Source organism: Streptomyces sp. NPDC001270 (assembly GCF_042896695.1).
GTDB lineage: Bacteria > Actinomycetota > Actinomycetes > Streptomycetales > Streptomycetaceae > Streptomyces.
Genome location: NZ_JBIAXM010000021.1, coordinates 48,399 through 66,169, shown reverse-complemented (window position 1 = coordinate 66,169; position 17,771 = coordinate 48,399). Strand labels below are relative to the sequence as shown.

15 protein-coding genes and 1 tRNA gene are annotated in these 17,771 nt (G+C 70.4%); 9 read left to right on the top strand and 7 right to left on the bottom strand.

All coding sequences use genetic code 11. The features are described from left to right. Window position 1: 1 nt before the first annotated feature. Window positions 2-2,719: a pyruvate dehydrogenase (acetyl-transferring), homodimeric type gene (gene aceE, locus ACFY2B_RS30405; protein ID WP_390766273.1), complete on the bottom strand. Its 2,718-nt coding sequence runs from the start codon at window positions 2,717-2,719 to the stop codon at window positions 2-4. Between the two features lie 458 nt (window positions 2,720-3,177). Between aceE and ACFY2B_RS30400 the strand changes: the two genes are divergently transcribed. The 6 genes from ACFY2B_RS30400 to ACFY2B_RS30375 all read left to right on the top strand — a co-directional run bounded on the left by ACFY2B_RS30400 (window position 3,178) and on the right by ACFY2B_RS30375 (window position 7,747). After that, window positions 3,178-3,615, top strand: coding sequence for a DUF3052 domain-containing protein (locus ACFY2B_RS30400; protein WP_390766272.1), 438 nt, complete (start codon window positions 3,178-3,180; stop codon window positions 3,613-3,615). Window positions 3,616-3,850: 235 nt separating this feature from the next. Beyond that, complete coding sequence (locus ACFY2B_RS30395) at window positions 3,851-4,309, top strand: peroxiredoxin (protein ID WP_390766271.1); 459 nt, start codon at window positions 3,851-3,853, stop codon at window positions 4,307-4,309. A gap of 143 nt (window positions 4,310-4,452) precedes the next feature. Next, window positions 4,453-5,028 (top strand): TerD family protein, encoded by a 576-nt coding sequence (locus ACFY2B_RS30390; RefSeq protein ID WP_376525980.1) that lies wholly within the window; start codon window positions 4,453-4,455, stop codon window positions 5,026-5,028. A gap of 94 nt (window positions 5,029-5,122) precedes the next feature. After that, window positions 5,123-5,698, top strand: a complete 576-nt coding sequence (locus tag ACFY2B_RS30385) for a TerD family protein (RefSeq protein ID WP_390766270.1) — start codon at window positions 5,123-5,125, stop codon at window positions 5,696-5,698. A gap of 77 nt (window positions 5,699-5,775) precedes the next feature. Then, on the top strand, window positions 5,776-6,921 hold the full coding sequence (locus tag ACFY2B_RS30380; RefSeq protein WP_390766269.1) for a DUF475 domain-containing protein: 1,146 nt from the start codon (window positions 5,776-5,778) through the stop codon (window positions 6,919-6,921). Window positions 6,922-7,009: 88 nt separating this feature from the next. After that, window positions 7,010-7,747, top strand: coding sequence for a Tellurium resistance (locus ACFY2B_RS30375; protein WP_390766268.1), 738 nt, complete (start codon window positions 7,010-7,012; stop codon window positions 7,745-7,747). Window positions 7,748-8,139: 392 nt separating this feature from the next. Here the strand turns inward: ACFY2B_RS30375 and ACFY2B_RS30370 are convergent, their stop codons facing one another. Continuing rightward, on the bottom strand, window positions 8,140-9,015 hold the full coding sequence (locus ACFY2B_RS30370) for a TerD family protein (protein WP_390766267.1): 876 nt from the start codon (window positions 9,013-9,015) through the stop codon (window positions 8,140-8,142). Between the two features lie 198 nt (window positions 9,016-9,213). Between ACFY2B_RS30370 and ACFY2B_RS30365 the strand changes: the two genes are divergently transcribed. From ACFY2B_RS30365 to ACFY2B_RS30355, 3 genes are read left to right on the top strand one after another with little or no spacing between them, the layout of a single operon-like run. Continuing rightward, on the top strand, window positions 9,214-10,380 hold the full coding sequence (locus ACFY2B_RS30365) for an HpcH/HpaI aldolase/citrate lyase family protein (protein WP_390766266.1): 1,167 nt from the start codon (window positions 9,214-9,216) through the stop codon (window positions 10,378-10,380). Window positions 10,381-10,401: 21 nt separating this feature from the next. Then, window positions 10,402-13,302, top strand: coding sequence for a phosphoribosyltransferase (locus ACFY2B_RS30360; protein ID WP_390766265.1), 2,901 nt, complete (start codon window positions 10,402-10,404; stop codon window positions 13,300-13,302). Continuing rightward, on the top strand, window positions 13,302-14,114 hold the full coding sequence (locus ACFY2B_RS30355; protein WP_390766264.1) for an HAD family hydrolase: 813 nt from the start codon (window positions 13,302-13,304) through the stop codon (window positions 14,112-14,114). The genes ACFY2B_RS30360 and ACFY2B_RS30355 overlap by 1 nt, the downstream gene beginning before the upstream one ends. 23 nt (window positions 14,115-14,137) lie before the next feature. Here ACFY2B_RS30355 and ACFY2B_RS30350 read toward each other — a convergent pair whose 3' ends face one another. The 5 genes from ACFY2B_RS30350 to ACFY2B_RS30330 form a co-directional block, all read right to left on the bottom strand. Further along, entirely contained in the window at window positions 14,138-14,368 is a 231-nt protein-coding gene (locus tag ACFY2B_RS30350; RefSeq protein WP_390766263.1) for a zinc ribbon domain-containing protein, read from the bottom strand. 147 nt (window positions 14,369-14,515) lie between these two features. Then, window positions 14,516-15,112, bottom strand: coding sequence for a DUF4383 domain-containing protein (locus ACFY2B_RS30345; protein WP_390766262.1), 597 nt, complete (start codon window positions 15,110-15,112; stop codon window positions 14,516-14,518). 81 nt (window positions 15,113-15,193) lie between these two features. Beyond that, complete coding sequence (locus tag ACFY2B_RS30340; protein ID WP_390766261.1) at window positions 15,194-16,585, bottom strand: hypothetical protein; 1,392 nt, start codon at window positions 16,583-16,585, stop codon at window positions 15,194-15,196. A 74-nt stretch (window positions 16,586-16,659) separates the two neighbouring features. Continuing rightward, window positions 16,660-17,430 (bottom strand): DUF4097 family beta strand repeat-containing protein, encoded by a 771-nt coding sequence (locus tag ACFY2B_RS30335; protein WP_390766260.1) that lies wholly within the window; start codon window positions 17,428-17,430, stop codon window positions 16,660-16,662. A 250-nt stretch (window positions 17,431-17,680) separates the two neighbouring features. Beyond that, window positions 17,681-17,752, bottom strand: a tRNA-Val gene (locus tag ACFY2B_RS30330). Window positions 17,753-17,771: the final 19 nt, after the last annotated feature.

The following is a 17,771-nucleotide window of genomic DNA, read 5'->3' as shown; positions in this document are numbered from 1 at the left end:
CCTACGGCGACACCTCCAACAGCCGATACCGATCAACCGCCTGCTTCAGCACCGAACGGTCGACCTTGCCCTCCCGCGCCAACTCCGTCAGCACCGCCACCACGACCGACTGCGCGTCGATGTGGAAGAACCGCCGCGCCGCCCCCCGGGTGTCGGCGAACCCGAAGCCGTCCGCGCCCAGGGACTGGTAGGTCCCGGGCACCCACCGCGCGATCTGGTCCGGCACTGCCCGCATCCAGTCGGACACGGCCACGAACGGCCCCTCGGCCCCGCCCAGCTTCCGGGTGACGTACGGAGTGCGCTGCTCCTCCTCCGGATGCAGCAGGTTGTGCTCCTCGCACGCCACGGCCTCCCGCCGCAGCTCGCTCCAGGAGGTCGCCGACCAGACGTCCGCCCGCACGTTCCATTCCTCGCCGAGCAGCCGCTGCGCCTCAAGCGCCCACGGCACCGCGACACCGGAGGCCATGATCTGCGCCGGGATCGAGCCCGAGGTGCCCTCGCCGAGCCGGTGGATGCCCTTGAGGATGCCCTCGACGTCCACGTTCGCCGGTTCGGCCGGGTGCTGGATGGGCTCGTTGTAGACCGTGAGGTAGTAGAAGACGTCCTCGCCGTGCGGGTGCTCGGCGTCACCGCCGTACATCCGGCGCAGCCCGTCCTGCACGATGTGCGCGATCTCGTACCCGTACGCCGGGTCGTAGGCGACGCACGCCGGGTTGGTCGAGGCGAGCAGCTGGGAGTGACCGTCCGCGTGCTGGAGCCCCTCACCGGTCAGAGTCGTACGCCCGGCGGTCGCACCCAGCACGAAACCGCGCGCCAGCTGGTCGGCCATCTGCCAGAACTGGTCACCGGTGCGCTGGAAACCGAACATCGAGTAGAAGACGTAGACCGGGATCAGCGGCTCGCCATGGGTCGCGTAGGCCGAGCCCGCCGCGATCAGCGACGCCGTGCAGCCCGCCTCCGAGATGCCGTCGTGCAGCATCTGACCGGTCGGCGACTCCTTGTAGGCGAGGAGCAGGTCCCGGTCCACCGACTCGTACTGCTGGCCGAGCGGGTTGTAGATCTTCGCGCTCGGGAAGAAGGAGTCCATGCCGAACGTGCGGTACTCGTCCGGCGCGATCAGCACGAACCGGCGGCCGATCTCCTTGTCCCGCATGAGGTCCTTCAGCAGTCGTACGAACGCCATGGTCGTGGCGATGGACTGCTGACCGGTGCCCTTCTTCACGGTCGCGTACGTCTTGTCGTCCGGCAGCACGAGCGGCCGGGAGCGTACGACGCGGGTCGGGACGTAGCCGCCGAGACCCTTGCGCCGGTCGTGCATGTACTGCATCTCCGCCGAGTCCCGGCCCGGGTGGTAGTACGGCGGCGGGCCGGACTCCAGTTCCTTGTCGGAGATCGGCAGGTGCAGCCGGTCGCGGAAGTGCTTCAGGTCGTCGACCGTGAGCTTCTTCATCTGGTGGGTGGCGTTGCGGCCCTCGAAGTTCGGGCCCAGCGTCCAGCCCTTGATGGTCTTGGCGAGGATCACCGTCGGCTGGCCCTTGTGCGCCTTGGCCGCGGAGAACGCCGCGAAGATCTTCCGGTGGTCGTGACCGCCGCGCCCCAGGTGCAGGATCTGGTCGTCGGTCAGGTGCTCGACCATCGCGCGCAGCCGGTGGTCGTCGCCGAAGAAGTGCCGCCGGATGTAGTCGCCGGACTCGGTGGCGTACGTCTGGAACTGGCCGTCCGGCGTGGTGTTCATCCTGTTGACCAGCACGCCGTCCCGGTCCTGGGCGAGCAGCGGGTCCCAGGTGCGGTCCCAGACCAGCTTGATCACGTTCCAGCCGGCGCCCCGGAAGACCGACTCCAGCTCCTGGATGATCTTGCCGTTGCCGCGCACCGGCCCGTCCAGCCGCTGGAGGTTGCAGTTCACCACGAAGGTCAGGTTGTCCAGGCTCTCGCGGGCCGCGATGGTCAGCTGGCCCAGTGACTCCGGCTCGTCCATCTCGCCGTCGCCGAGGAAGGCCCACACGTGCGACCCGGAGGTGTCCGCGATGCCGCGGGCCTCCAGGTAGCGGTTCATCCGGGCCTGGAAGATCGCGGCGAGCGGGCCGAGCCCCATGGAGACCGTGGGGAACTCCCAGAAGTCCGGCATGGAGCGCGGGTGCGGATAGCTGGACAGCCCGTCGGGGTACTTCGACTTCTCCTGGCGGAAGCCGTCGAGCTGGGCGTCGGTGAGCCGGTCGAGCAGGTACGCGCGCGCGTAAATGCCAGGAGAGGCGTGGCCCTGGAAGAAGACCTGGTCACCGCCGCTGCCGTCGTCCTTGCCGCGGAAGAAGTGGTTGAAGCCCACGTCGTACAGGGAGGCGGAGGAGGCGAAGGTGGCGATGTGGCCGCCGACGCCGATGCCGGGGCGCTGGGCGCGCGAGACCATCACGGCCGCGTTCCAGCGGGTCGCGTTGAGGATCTTGCGCTCGATCTCCTCGTTGCCCGGGAAGAACGGCTCGTCCTTGGTCGCGATGGTGTTGACGTAGTCCGTGCTGCGCATCTCGGGCACGGCCACCCGCTTCTCGCGGGCCCGCTCGATCAGGCGGAGCATCAGGTAGCGGGCCCGCTCACGGCCGCGCTGGTCGACGGCGGCGTCCAGGGAGTCGAGCCACTCCTGGGTTTCCTCGGGGTCGAAGTCAGGAACCTGACTCGGCAGGCCGCCAATGATGATCGGATTGCGATCGGATCCGGAAGCCACGCTGTTCCTTACCTGTCAGAGGGCTGTTTTTTCTGCTTTCGCTACTTTCTCCGTGTGTCTCTGCGTCGTTCCCCATCGTGTACCTCGGGGCGACGTACGTCATCTCTGCCGTGCGGCGATACGGCAACCCCGTAAGGCCCCTCCCGCCTCGCGTTACGGGCTCTCCGGTCGAAACGCGGCGATACGCCCAGGGCGTATCGTTGCTGACAAAGTTGTTCGATAGACGCATACGCGGAGGATTTCGAACGGGGCAAATCGGGCAATAGGGTGTGGTGTGTGGCCGCCAGTCGCGCGATACGGTGCCAGGAGTTGCGACGACACGGTCGGGATCGTCACCGTTTCGACGGTCTGGACGGCCGGGTACTTGCGCGATCCGCCCCGCCCGTGTGGACTACGGCCAATGCTTCGCGCACGCGCGTGGCTGAGTTATTCATCGAAACATGATCAGGAGGCAACCCGTGAGCGCGACCGCGGACCACGCGGAGGAGCGGACGAACCCTGCCGCCCGGCTGGGGTTCCAGCCCGGACAGGTGGTCCAGGAGATCGGCTACGACGAAGACGCCGAACAGGAGCTTCGTGAGGCCATCGAGGACACGATCGGCAGCGAGCTCGTCGACGAGGACTACGACGACGTGGCCGATGCCGTGGTGCTGTGGTTCCGCGACGACGACGGCGACCTGACAGATGTGCTGGTGGACGCCATCACGTACATCGAAGAAGGCGGTTCGATCCTGCTGCTGACCCCGAAGACCGGGCGTGACGGCTACGTGGAGCCGAGCGACATCTCGGAGGCTGCGACGACCGCAGGTCTGTCCGCGTCCAAGAGCGTCAGCGTGGGCAAGGACTGGAGCGGCTCGCGTCTGGTGACGCCGAAGGCCGCGAAGTCGAAGCGGTGACCTTTTCCCAGAGGTGACCTTCCCAGAGGTGACGCCGGCCGCCGCGGTGACCGTCCTCGGGGGACTGATCCCCCGTACACCCGCAGCGGCCTGAACGGCCCGTCCCCGATCGCCGGACGGGCCCGTTCCCGCCGGGCTGGGCCGCATGGCTCAGCCCGGCCGCCCGCATCGGCTCCGGTGATCGCTGCGTAGGGTGGTCTCACCCGAACAGCCCCCACCGAAGGGATGCAGGACGATGGCGATCCAGGTCGGCGACAAGGCGCCCGACTTCGAACTCAAGGACAACCACGGCCGCGGCGTGAAGCTCTCGGACTTCCGCGGCCAGAAGAACGTGGTGCTCCTCTTCTATCCCTTCGCCTTCACCGGTGTCTGCACCGGTGAGCTGTGCGAACTGCGCGACAACCTGCCCACGTTCGTCAACGACGACACGCAGCTGCTCGCCGTCTCCAACGACTCCATCCACACCCTGCGGGTCTTCGCCGAGCAGGAGGGCCTTGAGTACCCCCTGCTGAGCGACTTCTGGCCGCACGGCGAGACCTCGCGCGCGTACGGCGTCTTCGCCGAGGACAAGGGCTGCGCCGTCCGCGGCACCTTCATCATCGACAAGGAAGGCGTCGTGCGGTGGACCGTCGTCAACGACCTGCCGGACGCGCGTGACCTCGACGGCTACGTACAGGCGCTCGGCAGCCTGTGACGCGGTGCCCTGCGACCGACACGCGTTCGTTTCTTCGGTCCCAGGGCCTGCGGGGGGCGGGAACCCATTACTAGGATCGAGTCGTTGATCCGATATCCGACGACTCACGGGGCTCCCCGCCCCCGGACACACATGGAGGACTCGTGGGAGTCAGCCTCAGCAAGGGCGGCAACGTATCACTGACCAAGGAGGCCCCGGGCCTGACCGCGGTCCTCGTCGGTCTGGGCTGGGACGTCCGCACCACCACCGGCACCGATTTCGACCTCGACGCGAGCGCGCTGCTGCTGAACACGGCGGGCAAGGTCGGCAGCGACCAGAACTTCGTGTTCTTCAACAACCTCAAGAGCCCCGACGGCTCCGTCGAGCACACCGGTGACAACCTCACCGGTGAGGGCGAGGGCGACGACGAGGTCATCAAGGTCGACCTCGCGACGGTCCCGGCCGACGTCGACAAGATCGTCTTCCCGGTGTCGATCTACGACGCGGAGACCCGCCAGCAGTCCTTCGGCCAGGTGCGCAACGCCTTCATCCGCGTCGTCAACCAGGCCAACCAGCAGGAGATCGCCCGTTACGACCTCAGTGAGGACGCCTCCACGGAGACCGCCATGGTCTTCGGCGAGCTGTACCGGAACGGCGCGGAGTGGAAGTTCCGCGCCATCGGCCAGGGCTACGCCTCGGGCCTGCGCGGCATCGCACAGGACTTCGGCGTCAACGTCTGAGACGTGACCGCTGTGTCCGGTGCCGCTCCGTCCGGGGCCGGCGCCGGACCCGCAGGACAACCGGAGAAGCTCCACCCAGGGGAGGACCAGCAACATGGGCGTCACGCTCGCCAAGGGAGGCAATGTCTCCCTCTCCAAGGCCGCACCGAACCTCACCAACGTCATGATCGGGCTCGGCTGGGACGCGCGTTCCACCACCGGAGCCGACTTCGACCTGGACGCCAGCGCGCTGCTGTGCCAGGGCGGCCGGGTCCTCGGCGACGAGTGGTTCGTCTTCTACAACAACCTCAAGAGCCCGGACGCCTCGGTGGAGCACACCGGTGACAACCTCACCGGTGAGGGCGAGGGCGACGACGAGAGCATCCTGGTGGACCTGCCGAAGGTCCCGGCCGGCTGCGACAAGATCGTCTTCCCGGTCTCGATCCACATGGCGGACGAGCGCAGCCAGACCTTCGGGCAGGTCTCCAACGCCTTCATCCGGGTCGTCAACCAGGCGGACGGGCAGGAACTCGCCCGTTACGACCTCAGCGAGGACGCCTCCACCGAGACCGCGATGATCTTCGGTGAGTTGTACCGCTACCAGGGGGAATGGAAGTTCCGCGCGGTAGGACAGGGGTACGCGTCGGGGCTCCGGGGTATCGCTCTAGACTTCGGAGTCAACGTTTCGTAAAGCCGAGTACGGCGCGGGGGAAAATCTCCCTCAGACTGCGTCTGGGTGGGGACCCCCAACACACGATGGGGTAGCCAGTGCTTCTCAAAACCTTCGGCTGGTCGTTCGCGGTCACCGCGCTCGGCCTGGTCGCCGCGGTCCTGTACGGGGGGTGGACCGCATTCGGCATCGTGGCGATCCTGTCCATCCTCGAAATCTCGCTGTCGTTCGACAACGCGGTGGTCAACGCCGGGGTCCTGAAGAAGATGAATGCCTTCTGGCAGAAGATCTTCCTCACGGTCGGCGTGCTCATCGCGGTGTTCGGCATGCGGCTGGTCTTCCCGGTCGTGATCGTCGCGATCACCGCGAAGATGGGCCCCATCGAGGCCGTCGACCTCGCGCTCAACAACAAGGACCACTACCAGCAACTGGTGACCGACGCCCACCCGGCGATCGCCGCCTTCGGTGGCATGTTCCTGTTGATGATCTTTCTTGACTTCATCTTCGAGGAGCGGGACGTCCAGTGGCTGCGCTGGATCGAGCGGCCGCTGGCCAAGCTCGGCAAGGTCGACATGCTGTCGGTCTGCATCGCGCTCGCCGTCCTGCTCATCACCTCCTTCACCTTCGCCGCCCACGCCCACCAGCACGGCGGCGCGCACGCCGACAAGGCGCAGACCGTCCTGATCTCCGGCATCGCCGGTCTGATCACGTACATGGTCGTCGGCGGCCTGTCCGGCTTCTTCGAGGACCGGCTGGAGGAAGACGAGGAACGGGAGCAGGAGGAGGAAGAGGAGGCCGCCCGCACCGGCAAGAAGCGTTCGGCGGTCGTCCTGGCCGGCAAGGCCGCGTTCTTCATGTTCCTCTACCTTGAGGTCCTGGACGCGTCCTTCTCCTTCGACGGTGTGATCGGCGCCTTCGCCATCACGAACGACATCGTCCTGATGGCGCTGGGTCTGGGCATCGGCGCGATGTACGTCCGGTCGCTGACCGTCTACCTGGTGCGCCAGGGCACCCTGGACGACTATGTCTATCTGGAACACGGCGCCCACTACGCGATCGGCGCCCTGGCCGTGCTCCTCCTGGTCACCATCCAGTTCCAGATCAACGAGGTCATCACCGGCCTGGTCGGTGTCATCCTGATCGCTGCCTCCTTCTGGTCCTCCGTCCGCCGCAACCGCGCACTGGCCGCGGCCGAAGGCGACACGGACTCGGACGAGAAGGCCGAGGTCGCGTCCGGGGTGTGACACCCCGGGCGGTGAGGAACGCTCTGTGCGGGGCCGTCGACGCGTTCGGCCGCCCCGCACACGTCGGGCATGAGTACTGGGGGCGGGAATGGGCTTCTTCGACGGACTGCTGGGCGGGCGGGCGGCCGAGTTCGACTCGGGCAGCGCCGCCACCAACTCCATCCAGCTCACCAAACGGCACCAGCAGGTGTCCCTGACCAAGCAGGACGCGGCCACCGGGCATCTGCGCGTCAATCTGACCTGGCGGATGCGCGAGGCCGACATGGGCGATGCGCTGCGCACCAGCCTGTTCCGGCACCCCTTCAAGGCGCTCAAGCCCCCGGAGGTCCTCGGACACGGGCAGAGCATGGTCAACGTCGACCTCGACCTGGGCTGCCTGTACGAACTGAGCGACGGCACCAAGGGCGTCGTACAGCCCCTCGGCGGCTACCTGGGGGACGTCAACGCACCGCCGTACGTCAAGCTGAGCGGCGACGACCGGTTCGGTTCGGCGTCCGGCGAGACGATGTACATCAACCTGGACCACCGGGACAACATCAAACGGCTCCTGGTCTTCGTGTACATCTACGACCAGACGCCGGCCTTCGACCGCACCCACGCGATCGTCACGCTCTACCCGAGCAACGGTCCCCGCATCGAGATAGGCCTGGACGAACGCCACCCACAGGCACGCTCCTGCGCCGTGGTGCTGATAGAGAACGTCAAGGGGGAACTACTGGTCCGCCGCGAGGTGCAGTTCGTGTACGGCTTCCAGGGCGAACTGGACCGCCTCTACGGCTGGGGCCTCCAGTGGGGCAGAGGCTACAAAACCCAAACAGGCCGCTGACCACCCCAGAACACCTCGCGCCCCAGCAGGGGCGCGGGGAACGGCGCAACGACCCACGACGCACTCGCACCGACCGGACGACGGATGCCTCTACAGGGGCGCGGGGAACTGCGCGACCAGCCACGACGCACTCGCACCGACCGGACGACGGATGCCCCTATAGGGGCGCGGGGAACTGCGCGACCAGCCACGACGCACTCGCACCGACCGGACGACGGATGCCTCTGCAGGGGCGCGGGGAACGGCGCAACGACCCACGACGCACCCGCACCGACCGGACGACGGATCCCCCTATAGGGGCGCGGGGAACTGCGCGACCAGCCAGGACGCACCCGCGCCCACCCGACAACGCCCCCGGCCCCCCGGCCCCCCGCCCCCAGGCCCGCCGCAGGCTACCGGCTGATGAACTGCGGCCCCTGCGGCGGCAACCGCACATCCGGCCCTGGCCCCGGCCCCGCCGCCACCGGCGGCGGATACCCGTACGCCGGCTGCGACGACTCCGCCTGCGGATACCCGTACGCAGACTGCGCAGACGTCGACTGCGGATACCCGTACGCGGCCTGGGCCGGCACCGCGCCCGCCGGCTGGGCCGGAACCGCGGCCGTGGCCGGAACCCCAGCCCCAGCCGCAGGCGGAACCGCAGGCGCAGCCGGCACCGTCGGCTGCTCCGGAGGCAGCGGCCGGGAGATCTCCGGCGCCCGCGAACCGGAATCCTGGCCCGCGCCCGACTCGTCCACCGAGATGCCGAAGTCCACGGCCAGGCCCTTGAGACCGTTCGAGTAGCCCTCGCCCAGGGCACGGAACTTCCAGCCCTCGCCGCGCCGGTACAACTCGCCGCAGATCAGGGCCGTCTCCGCACCGGTCTCCGGCTTGACGTCGAAGTACGCCAACGCCTCACCGTCGCCGGCCGTCGCGTCGTACAGCAGAATGCGCAGCGACTGTACGCGGTCGAAGGTGACGCCGTCCGCCGAAGCGACCAGGAGAATCCGGCTCACAGCGGGGTCGACACCCGACAGATCTGTCTGGATCGTGTCGGTGAGGCCCTCGGTGACCCGCTTCTTGCCGAGTCGCCACACCTTCCCGGAGGGGTGCCGGGGCTGGTTGTAGAAGACGAAGTCCTCGTCGGAACGCACACGACCGTCGGGGCCGAGGAGCAGCGCCGAGGCGTCGACGTCGGGGATTCCCTGCCCGGACGACCAGCGCAGCACGGCACGTACCGTCGTGGCCTCCAGCGGGACGTTCGACCCTTTCAGCATCGCGTGCGTCATGCGGTCATCCTGCCCTCTCGGACCTGGTCACGACAATGCGGGGGTCGGTCACGACAATGCGGGGGTGGCGGTGCCTGACACGGTCGGGTTACCTGAAGTTCATGCCCGACGGGAACCTCGGGCATGAATCCCTACGTACTATTACCGGCCACCCTTTCAAGGACTCGACAGGATCACCTTGCGCCACGGGGGAGTTTTATGCGTCATTTCGGGCACATCGCCCCTGAGGAGCGGCAGCGCCTCTTTCACCAGGAGCCGTGCGAGTTCACCGCCGACTCCTCGGCCCGGCTGCTCTCCGCGGCTCTGGGCGCCACGCTGTACAGCCCGGCCACCAGGCCGCGGCTCGCCGACGACATCGTCAAGCAGGCCGGACTCGGCGTGGTCTCGATGGTGCTGTGCCTGGAGGACTCGATCGACGACGCGGATGTCGTGGCCGGCGAGGAGAACCTCGTCCGGCAGTTCGCCGACCTGGCGTCCCGGCCGGAGGCGCAGCTGCCACTGCTGTTCATCCGGGTCCGCGTCCCCGACCAGATCCCCGACCTGGCGCGGCGGCTCGGCGCGAGCATCCGCCTGCTGTCCGGCTTCGTCCTGCCGAAGTTCACCGGGGAGCGCGGGCTCCTCTTCCTGGAGGCGCTGGCGAGCGCCGAGACGGCCAGCGGCAGACGGCTGTTCGCGATGCCGGTCCTGGAGTCGCCGGAGCTGCTGTACCGGGAGTCCCGGGTGCAGGCCCTGGAGGGGATCTTCCGCGCGGTCGACAAGTACCGCGACCGGGTGCTCGCCCTGCGCCTCGGCGTGACCGACTTCTGCTCCTCGTACGGGCTGCGCCGGGCGCCCGACATGACGGCGTACGATGTCCAGATCGTGGCCTCCGTGATCGCCGACGTGGTCAACATGCTCGGGCGCGCGGACGGCACCGGCTTCACGGTCACCGGCCCGGTGTGGGAGTACTTCCGGGTCCCGGAGCGCATGTTCAAGCCGATGCTGCGCAGCAGTCCGTTCCTGGAGGGGCAGGCCGTCGAGTTGCGTGAGAGGCTCATCGAGCACGCGATGGACGGGCTGCTGCGGGAGATCTCCCTGGACCAGGCCAACGGTCTGCTCGGCAAGACCTGCATCCACCCCTCCCATGTGCTTCCCGTGCACGCACTGTCCGTGGTCAGTCACGAGGAGTTCAGTGACGCGCAGGACATCCTGCGGCCGGAACGTGGCGGCGGAGGTGTACTCCGGTCGGCCTACACGAACAAGATGAACGAGGTGAAGCCGCACCGCGCCTGGGCCGAGCGCACCCTGCTGCGTGCCGAGGCGTTCGGCGTCGCCAACGAGGACGTCGGCTTCGTGGAGCTGCTCGCCGCCGGCATACCCGGCTGAGCGCCCGCCACAAGGAACCCCATGGACCCCATGAAACCCACCACCCCAATGCCCCCTGGCCCCCCTGGGCCTCCCGGGCCCCCGCACTCCCAGCATCCCCCGCACCCCACGCGCTCCGCGGCGAGCGCCGGGGCGTGGTCCGGCAGCTGGGTCACCGAGCGGCTCGGTGTCGAGCTGACGGGCGACGACGCGCTGCACGGCCTGCTCGGGCTCGCCCTGCGCCGCAATCCCAAGCGGGCGCACCTGCTCGTCTCCAACGTCCTGGGCAAGCACGTACCGCAGTCGCCGGCCGTGGTGTACGGCCACGGGGTCGCCCTCGGCCGCCGGGTGCGGGAACTGCTGGGCGAGGAAGAGTCCGCCGCCGCGGTCGTCGTCGGCTACGCGGAGACCGCCACCGGGCTCGGCCACTCGGTCGCCGACGGCCTGGCGCTCGCCCCGTACCTGCACTCCACCCGCCGCCCGGTGCCGGGGGTGGCCCGGGCCGGCGGTTTCGAGGAGACCCACTCGCACGCCACCACGCACCTGCTGCTGCCGGAGGATCCGACGCTGCTGGTCGGCGACGGCCCGCTGGTGCTCGTCGACGACGAGTTCTCCACCGGCAACACGGTCCTGAACACCCTTCGCGACCTGCACGAACGCTATCCGCGCCGACGTTATGTGGTGGTCGCCCTGGTCGACATGCGCGCCTCGGCCGACCGCGCGCGGCTGGCGGACTTCGCCCGGGAGACGGACACCCGCGTGGACCTGGTCGCCACCGCCTCGGGCGCGCTGCGCCTCCCGGCCGGGGTCCTGGAAAAGGGCCGCGAACTGGTCGCCCGCCACGCCCCGCCCGCGCCGAACCGCTCCGCGCCGGACGGTACTCCTTCGGATGCCGATGCCGATGCCGATGCCGATGCCGATGCCGATGCCGGTGCCGGTGCCGATGCCGATGCCGGTGAAGTCGCCGACCAGGGCACCGCCGAATCCGACGCCGCCCCCGCCCCCGATGCCGCCGCCGGCCCCGTGACGGCTCCCGTCACCGCCGGCCCCGCCCCCGGCTTTACCAGCCGGGTGACCGCCCCCGTCACCGCCGGCCCCGTCGTCGCCAGCCCTGTCGCCGTCCCCGGCGCTCCCGTGCCCGCCGGGCTCACGGTCCCCTTCAGCGTCGCCGCCGTGTCCGAGTGGGTGGGGCGGGGTCAGGCCGGGCGGGTGGAGTTGCGTTGGCCGCACGGGCTGCCCGACGGCGGACGGCACGGATTCACGCCCGTGCACCGCGCCCGTCTGGAGCGGGCCCTGCCCGCCATGGCCGCCCGGGTCGCCGAGGCCCTGCCCACGGGCGCCCGGCGCGTCCTGGTCCTCGGCTTCGAGGAGCTGATGTACGCGCCGCTGCGGCTCGCCCGCGAACTGGAGCAGGTCGTCGGCGCCGAGGTGCGCTACTCCACCACCACCCGCTCGCCCGTCCTCGCGGTCGACGACCCCGGCTACGCGATACGCAGCCGCCTCGTCTTCCCCGCCCACGACGGCCCGGCCGACGGCCCTGGCGAGCGCTACGCCTACAACGTGGCGGGCGGCGGCTTCGACACTGTCGTGGCCGTCGTCGACTCGGTGGCCGACACCCCCGAACTGCACGCCCCCGACGGCCTGTTGGCCCGGCTGGGCGCGCACGCCCCGCACGTCCTGCTCGCCGTCGTCCCGTCGTACGTTCCCGAGCCCCTGTACGTCCCCGCCTCCTGCGAGGAGAAATCCGCCATGCTGTCCGAGCCGCTGCGCGGCCCCGCCTTCTCCTCGTACGCGCCCGACGAGGTCGGCTGGCTGCTCCAGGACCTCTCGGACGTGACGCTGGAGGCGCCGACCGAGGAGCGCGAGGAGGCCATCCAGAGCGGCGGCGCGCACTACGCCGAGTCGCTGCCGGTCGAGTACCAGCCGAGCGAGCAGTACCAGGAGCTGTTCCAGGCGGCCCTCGACGCCACCGCCGGCCGGCTGGCGCGTGCCGTCGGCGTGGTCACCGAGACGGTCCTCGCCGAACTCCCCCACTCTCGGCTTCGCTCGAACGGGGGGACCCCCACCCCCCGCCCGGTCCTGGTCTCCCTGGCCCGCGCGGGCACCCCGGTCGGCGTGCTGATGCGCCGCTGGGCGCGCTTCCGGCACGGGGTCGACCTGCCGCACTACGCCGTGTCGATCGTGCGCGGCCGGGGCATCGACGCCAACGCGCTGCGCTGGCTCGCTGCCCACCACGACCCGCGGGACGTCGTCTTCGTCGACGGCTGGACCGGCAAGGGCGCCATCACCCGTGAACTCGCCTCGGCGATCTGGGAGTTCGAGGAGTCCGACGGCATCACCGGCTTCTCCCCGGAGATCGCGGTACTGGCCGACCCGGGCTCCTGCGTCCGGACCTACGGCACCCGCGAGGACTTCCTCATCCCGTCCGCCTGCCTCAACTCCACGGTGTCCGGCCTGATCTCGCGTACGGTCCTGCGTGCCGACCTGGTCGGGCCGCACGACTTCCACGGCGCGAAGTTCTACCGCGAACTCGCCGGCTCGGATGTCTCGGTGGCCTTCCTGGACGCGGTCTCCGGATGCTTCCCCGAGGTCACGGACGCGGTGGCCACGGCGGTGAAGGAGCTGGCCGCCACCGACCGCACCCCGAGCTGGGCGGGCTGGGCCGCGGTCGAGCGGATCAGCGAGGAGTACGGCATCCACGACGTGAACCTGGTCAAGCCGGGCGTGGGCGAGACCACCCGGGTGCTGCTGCGCCGGGTGCCGTGGAAGATCCTCGCCCGGTCCGGCGCGGGCGCCGACCTGGACCACGTACGGCTGCTGGCCGAGCAGCGCGGCGTACCGGTCGAGGAGGTCGACGGACTCCCGTACACCTGCATGGGGTTGATCCACCCCAAGTACACGCGGGGCGCCACCGGCGCCGACGGCAAGGCGGTGACGGTCTGATGCCGGTGCTCGTGGCCAGCGACCTCGACCGCACCCTGATCTACTCCGCGGCGGCCCTCGCGCTGACCATGCCGGACGCCCGCGCGCCCCGGCTGCTGTGCGTGGAGGTGCACGAGAGCAAGCCGTTGTCCTATCTGACGGAGACCGCGGCCCGGCTGCTCACCGAGCTGGGGGACGCGGCCGTGTTCGTGCCGACCACCACCCGGACCCGCAAGCAGTATCTGCGCATCAACCTGCCGGGCCCGGCGCCGACGTACGCGGTCTGCGCCAATGGCGGGCACCTGCTGGTGGACGGCGTGTCCGACCCCGACTGGCACGCGCGGGTGACGGCGCGGCTCGCCGACGAGTGCGCACCGCTGGACGAGGTGCGGGCATACCTCGCCGAGACCGCGGACCCGGCGTGGGCGCGCAAGCACCGGGTCGCCGACGACCTGTTCGCCTATCTGGTCGTCGAGCGCGAGCTGCTGCCCGAGGACTGGGTGAAGGAACTCGCCGTGTGGGCCGAGAGCCGGGGCTGGACGGTCTCCCTCCAGGGCCGCAAGATCTACGCCGTGCCGAAGCCGCTGACCAAGAGCGCGGCCGTGCGCGAGATCGCCCGCCGTACCGGTGCCGAGCTGACGCTGGCCGCCGGTGACTCGCTGCTCGACGCCGATCTGCTGCTCGCGGCGGACCGCGGCTGGCGGCCCGGACACGGGGAACTGGCCGATTCCGGCTGGACGGCGCCCGCGGTCAGCGCCCTGCCGGACCGCGGGGTACTGGCCGGGGAGCGCATCCTGCGGGAGTTCCTGCGGACGGCTCAGCAGGGCTCGTAGCCCTGCCGGCCCGTTCGGGGGCGTCAGCCGCAGCAACCCCCGCCGCAGCAGCCACCGCCGCCCCCGCCCCCGGCACCGGCCCGGGGCGCGGCGGACGGCGCGGCCGCCGAGCCGCCCACGGCCACGGTCGACAGCAGCTTCACCGTGTCGTCGTGGCCCGCGGGGCAGACGGCGGGGGCGGCCGACTGGGCCATCGGACGGTTCAGTTCGAAGGTGTCGCCGCAGCTCCGGCAGCGGTACTCGTAGCGAGGCATACGCTCAGGTTAACCGGCGCGGCCACCGGCGGCCGAGACCTCCGCCGGTTCTTTGCGCCGCCGTGCCGCATGCGCGGCCGCTGCCTTTGGCCGAGCCCATCACCTACGGCAAGCCCGCCGGCCGCCGGCGCCGCATCCGCCGCGGCGCTACATCCGGGGCGTCGTGCCCGGCCCTCTGCTCCGCTGTTCCAGTTCCGGCGCGTCCGCTCCGTGCGTCGTGCCGGCCCTGCGGGCCTCCAGTTCGGCCTCCTCGGGGTGGCGGGCCCGCCAGTACGGGCTGTCGTGCGGCAGCGTCGAGCCGACCCTGCCGTACATCCCGAACACCATCAGCAGGATGCCGACCACGAAGCTGAACAGCACGTTCTGGATCTTGAAGGCGAGGTAGTTGTAGCCCGTCTCCAGCAGTGCGAGGTGCACGAAGCCGCTGAGCAGGAACAGGAGTCCGAACGCCATGTTCAGCGTGGACGCGAGGTTCCCGCCGATCACCATGCCGACGAACAGCAGCACGCCGACGCAGATCGACAGGACGCTGAGCGCGCCGTTGGTGTTCAGGCCCAGCGTGCTGCCCCCGCCGGTGTCGAAGAAGCCGAAGTGGTTGGCGAGGCCGAGGATGCCGAAGGCCACCAGGAACAGACCCATCAACCCCGCACCGATCCGGTAGACCCGGTTCAGCCGGTGGTGGAGGGGCAACTGTTCGTCGAAGTGGATCCGGCGACGCGCCGGGGGCGGTGAGTGCGTGGCCATGTCCGCCTCCCTGGGCGTGTCGGACGGGCCTACATATCACCCAATATCCGCCCAGCCGGCCCTACCGGCAAACGCCTCGTCTCAGTGGCCGGTCGTGCCGCGTTCCCCGCGGATGCGGGAGACCACACGCGCCACCGTCTGCCGCACCGCCTCGGTCTCGGTCAGGAAGTGCCAGTAGTCGGGGTGGCGCCCCTCCAGAGTGCCGATCGCCCGTTCCAGCCGCGCCACCGAGTCGTCCAGCGGCCTGGCGTCCCGCGGATCCGGGGTCGACCGGCCCGTCATGGCCAGCCGCTGCGCGTCCCGGATCGCGAACCGGGTCCGCTCGATCTCCTGCTGCGGGTCCTTCTGCACGGCGTTCAGCCGGGTCAGCCGGTCACCGGCCGCCGACACCGCCTCGTCCGTGCTGTTCAGCAGCGCCCGTACGGTCGACAGCAGCGACCCGGCGTCCGGCCAGCGCTGCGCGTCCCGGGCGGCCCCCGCCTCCCGCAGCTTCTGCTCGGCCTGCCGTACGTTCTCGGCGGCCTGCGCGGGCACCTGCTGGAGGTCCTGCCAGCAGGCCGCCACGAAACGGCGGCGCAGCTCGCTCAGGATCGGGTCGACCTGTCCGGCCCGGGTGGTCAGGGCCTGTGCGCGGGTCCGCAGACTCACCAGCCGGTGATCGATCTCGGCGGCCTTCTCCGGCAGCCGCTCCGCCTCGGCCCGGATCGCCTCGGCCTCCCGCGCCACCCGCTCGGCCCGCTCAAGCGTCGGCTGCACTCCGTGCTGCCCGGCGCCCTGGTTCAGCTTGGTCAGCTCGGGGGAGAGGGCGGCGAGCCGGGCGGCGAGGTCGTCCGCCGTCAGCCCGGTCCCGCGGACGGCGTCCAGCGCGTTCGAGGCGGCGAGCAGCGCCTGCCGGGCCCGCTCCACGGCGGGTGCGATCCGGGCCAGCTGGGTCTCGGCCTTGCCGAGCAGCGGCCCGAGCCCCTCGCCGAACCGGTCCAGCTCCTGCTTGACGCGGACCAGTTCCTCCTTGGCGCCGGTCAGCTCGCCGCGTGCCCGGGAGGCGGCGGACGCCTCCAGATCGTCCCGGTCGAGGTCGTGGGCGTCGACGGCCTCGATGTAACGGTGGCTCGCCTCGTCGATGCGCCGGCTGATCGCCTCGAAGTCGGTGACGGCGCGCCGGGCGGCGGGGGAGTCGTCCACGGCCGTGATCGTCTCGATGGAGATCCTGAGGTCACGCTGGGCCGTGTCGAGTTCGTAGAACGCGGCCGCCGCGGCGTCCTTCGCGGCCTGCGCCTGGGCCCGCTGGCTGTCCGCCCGCCCGCCGAACCAGCGCCGGGTGCCGCCGCCGGCGTACGCCGCGGGCACCGCGAGGACGGCGAGCAGCGGCAGGCCCACCAGGGTGAGGACGTCCCGGAGGACCAAGGAACCGCGCCTGGGCCGGGCGAACGGCGGGTACGGCTGCGATGGTGTCGTCGCCGGTGTCGCCGTCACATCCCTCTCCCGTGCTGCGCCGCGTCCTCGGTGGTGTCATTCTCCCACCCGTGAAGGACGAACACACGGGCCGGTCAGTTCGCGGTTCGTACCGTGATCTTTCCGTCGTGGGTGCGGGCGGTGACCGAATGGGCGCTGGAGTCGTCGCGCGGCACGGACACGTCGACCGAGCCGTCGTCCGCGCCGGTCGTCACCCGGTACGCGGCGTGGGGCAGGCCGATGGTGACGGAGCCGTCGTCGGTGCGGGTGTCCACCAGGTCGGGCACGGCGCCCAGCCGGAGGTGGACCGAGCCGTCGTGGGAGGTCGCCCGCACCCGGGGCGAGGACACCTCCGCGTGCACGGAGCCGTCGTCCGTACGCAGCTCCAGCGGGCCGGTGGAGTCGGTGACGTGCACGGAGCCGTCGTGCGTACGGATGTCCAGCGCCTCCTTGAAGCCCTGCGCCCGCACGCTGCCGTCGCCGTCCGTCACCTTGACGGCGATCCCGCGCGGCACCTCGACGCGGTGCTTGGCCGAGCAGCTGGCGACGATGCCGGAGCACTTCATCCGCAGCACCAGCCGGTCGTCCTTCATCGACCAGGTCACCCGCGGGTCGCTGCCGATGAGGACCGACCCGTGGAACCAGCGGGTGACCTTCACCGTGCCGGCCTCGGCCGAGTCCGCGGCGACGATCTCCAGCGACGAGTCGTCGGAGTCGACGGTGAGGGTGCGTCCGTGCAGCGCGAAGGAGCGGTGCGCGGGATTCTTGTCGTCCGCGGCGGAGCCGCCGCAGGCGGTGGCGGTGGCGACGAGCACCACGACGCCGCCGACGACGGCGGCCGCGCGGGCGGGAACGATACGGGTCATGACGGGGACTCCCCCTGGGCCGGACGCTGGGAACTCCACGACCGTATGCAGCCCCGCGCACCATCACGATCCAGCCCACTACCGCATCCGAGGTGGGGTTAGCCCCCGGCGCCCCGCCCGGCCACCCGCCCGGCGTCCACGCTGGGCACCTCGCCCGGCCGGATGCGGCCTCGACCGGTCACGCGAAACGGCCCCTCGAAGATCACTCCGAGGGGCCGCAAACCCTAGCCGGCCAGGGTCTTGTCACCGGTGGGCGCGGACGGTTTCGAACCGCCGACATCCTGCTTGTAAGGCAGGCGCTCTACCCCTGAGCTACGCACCCGGGACGGGTCGACAGCCTA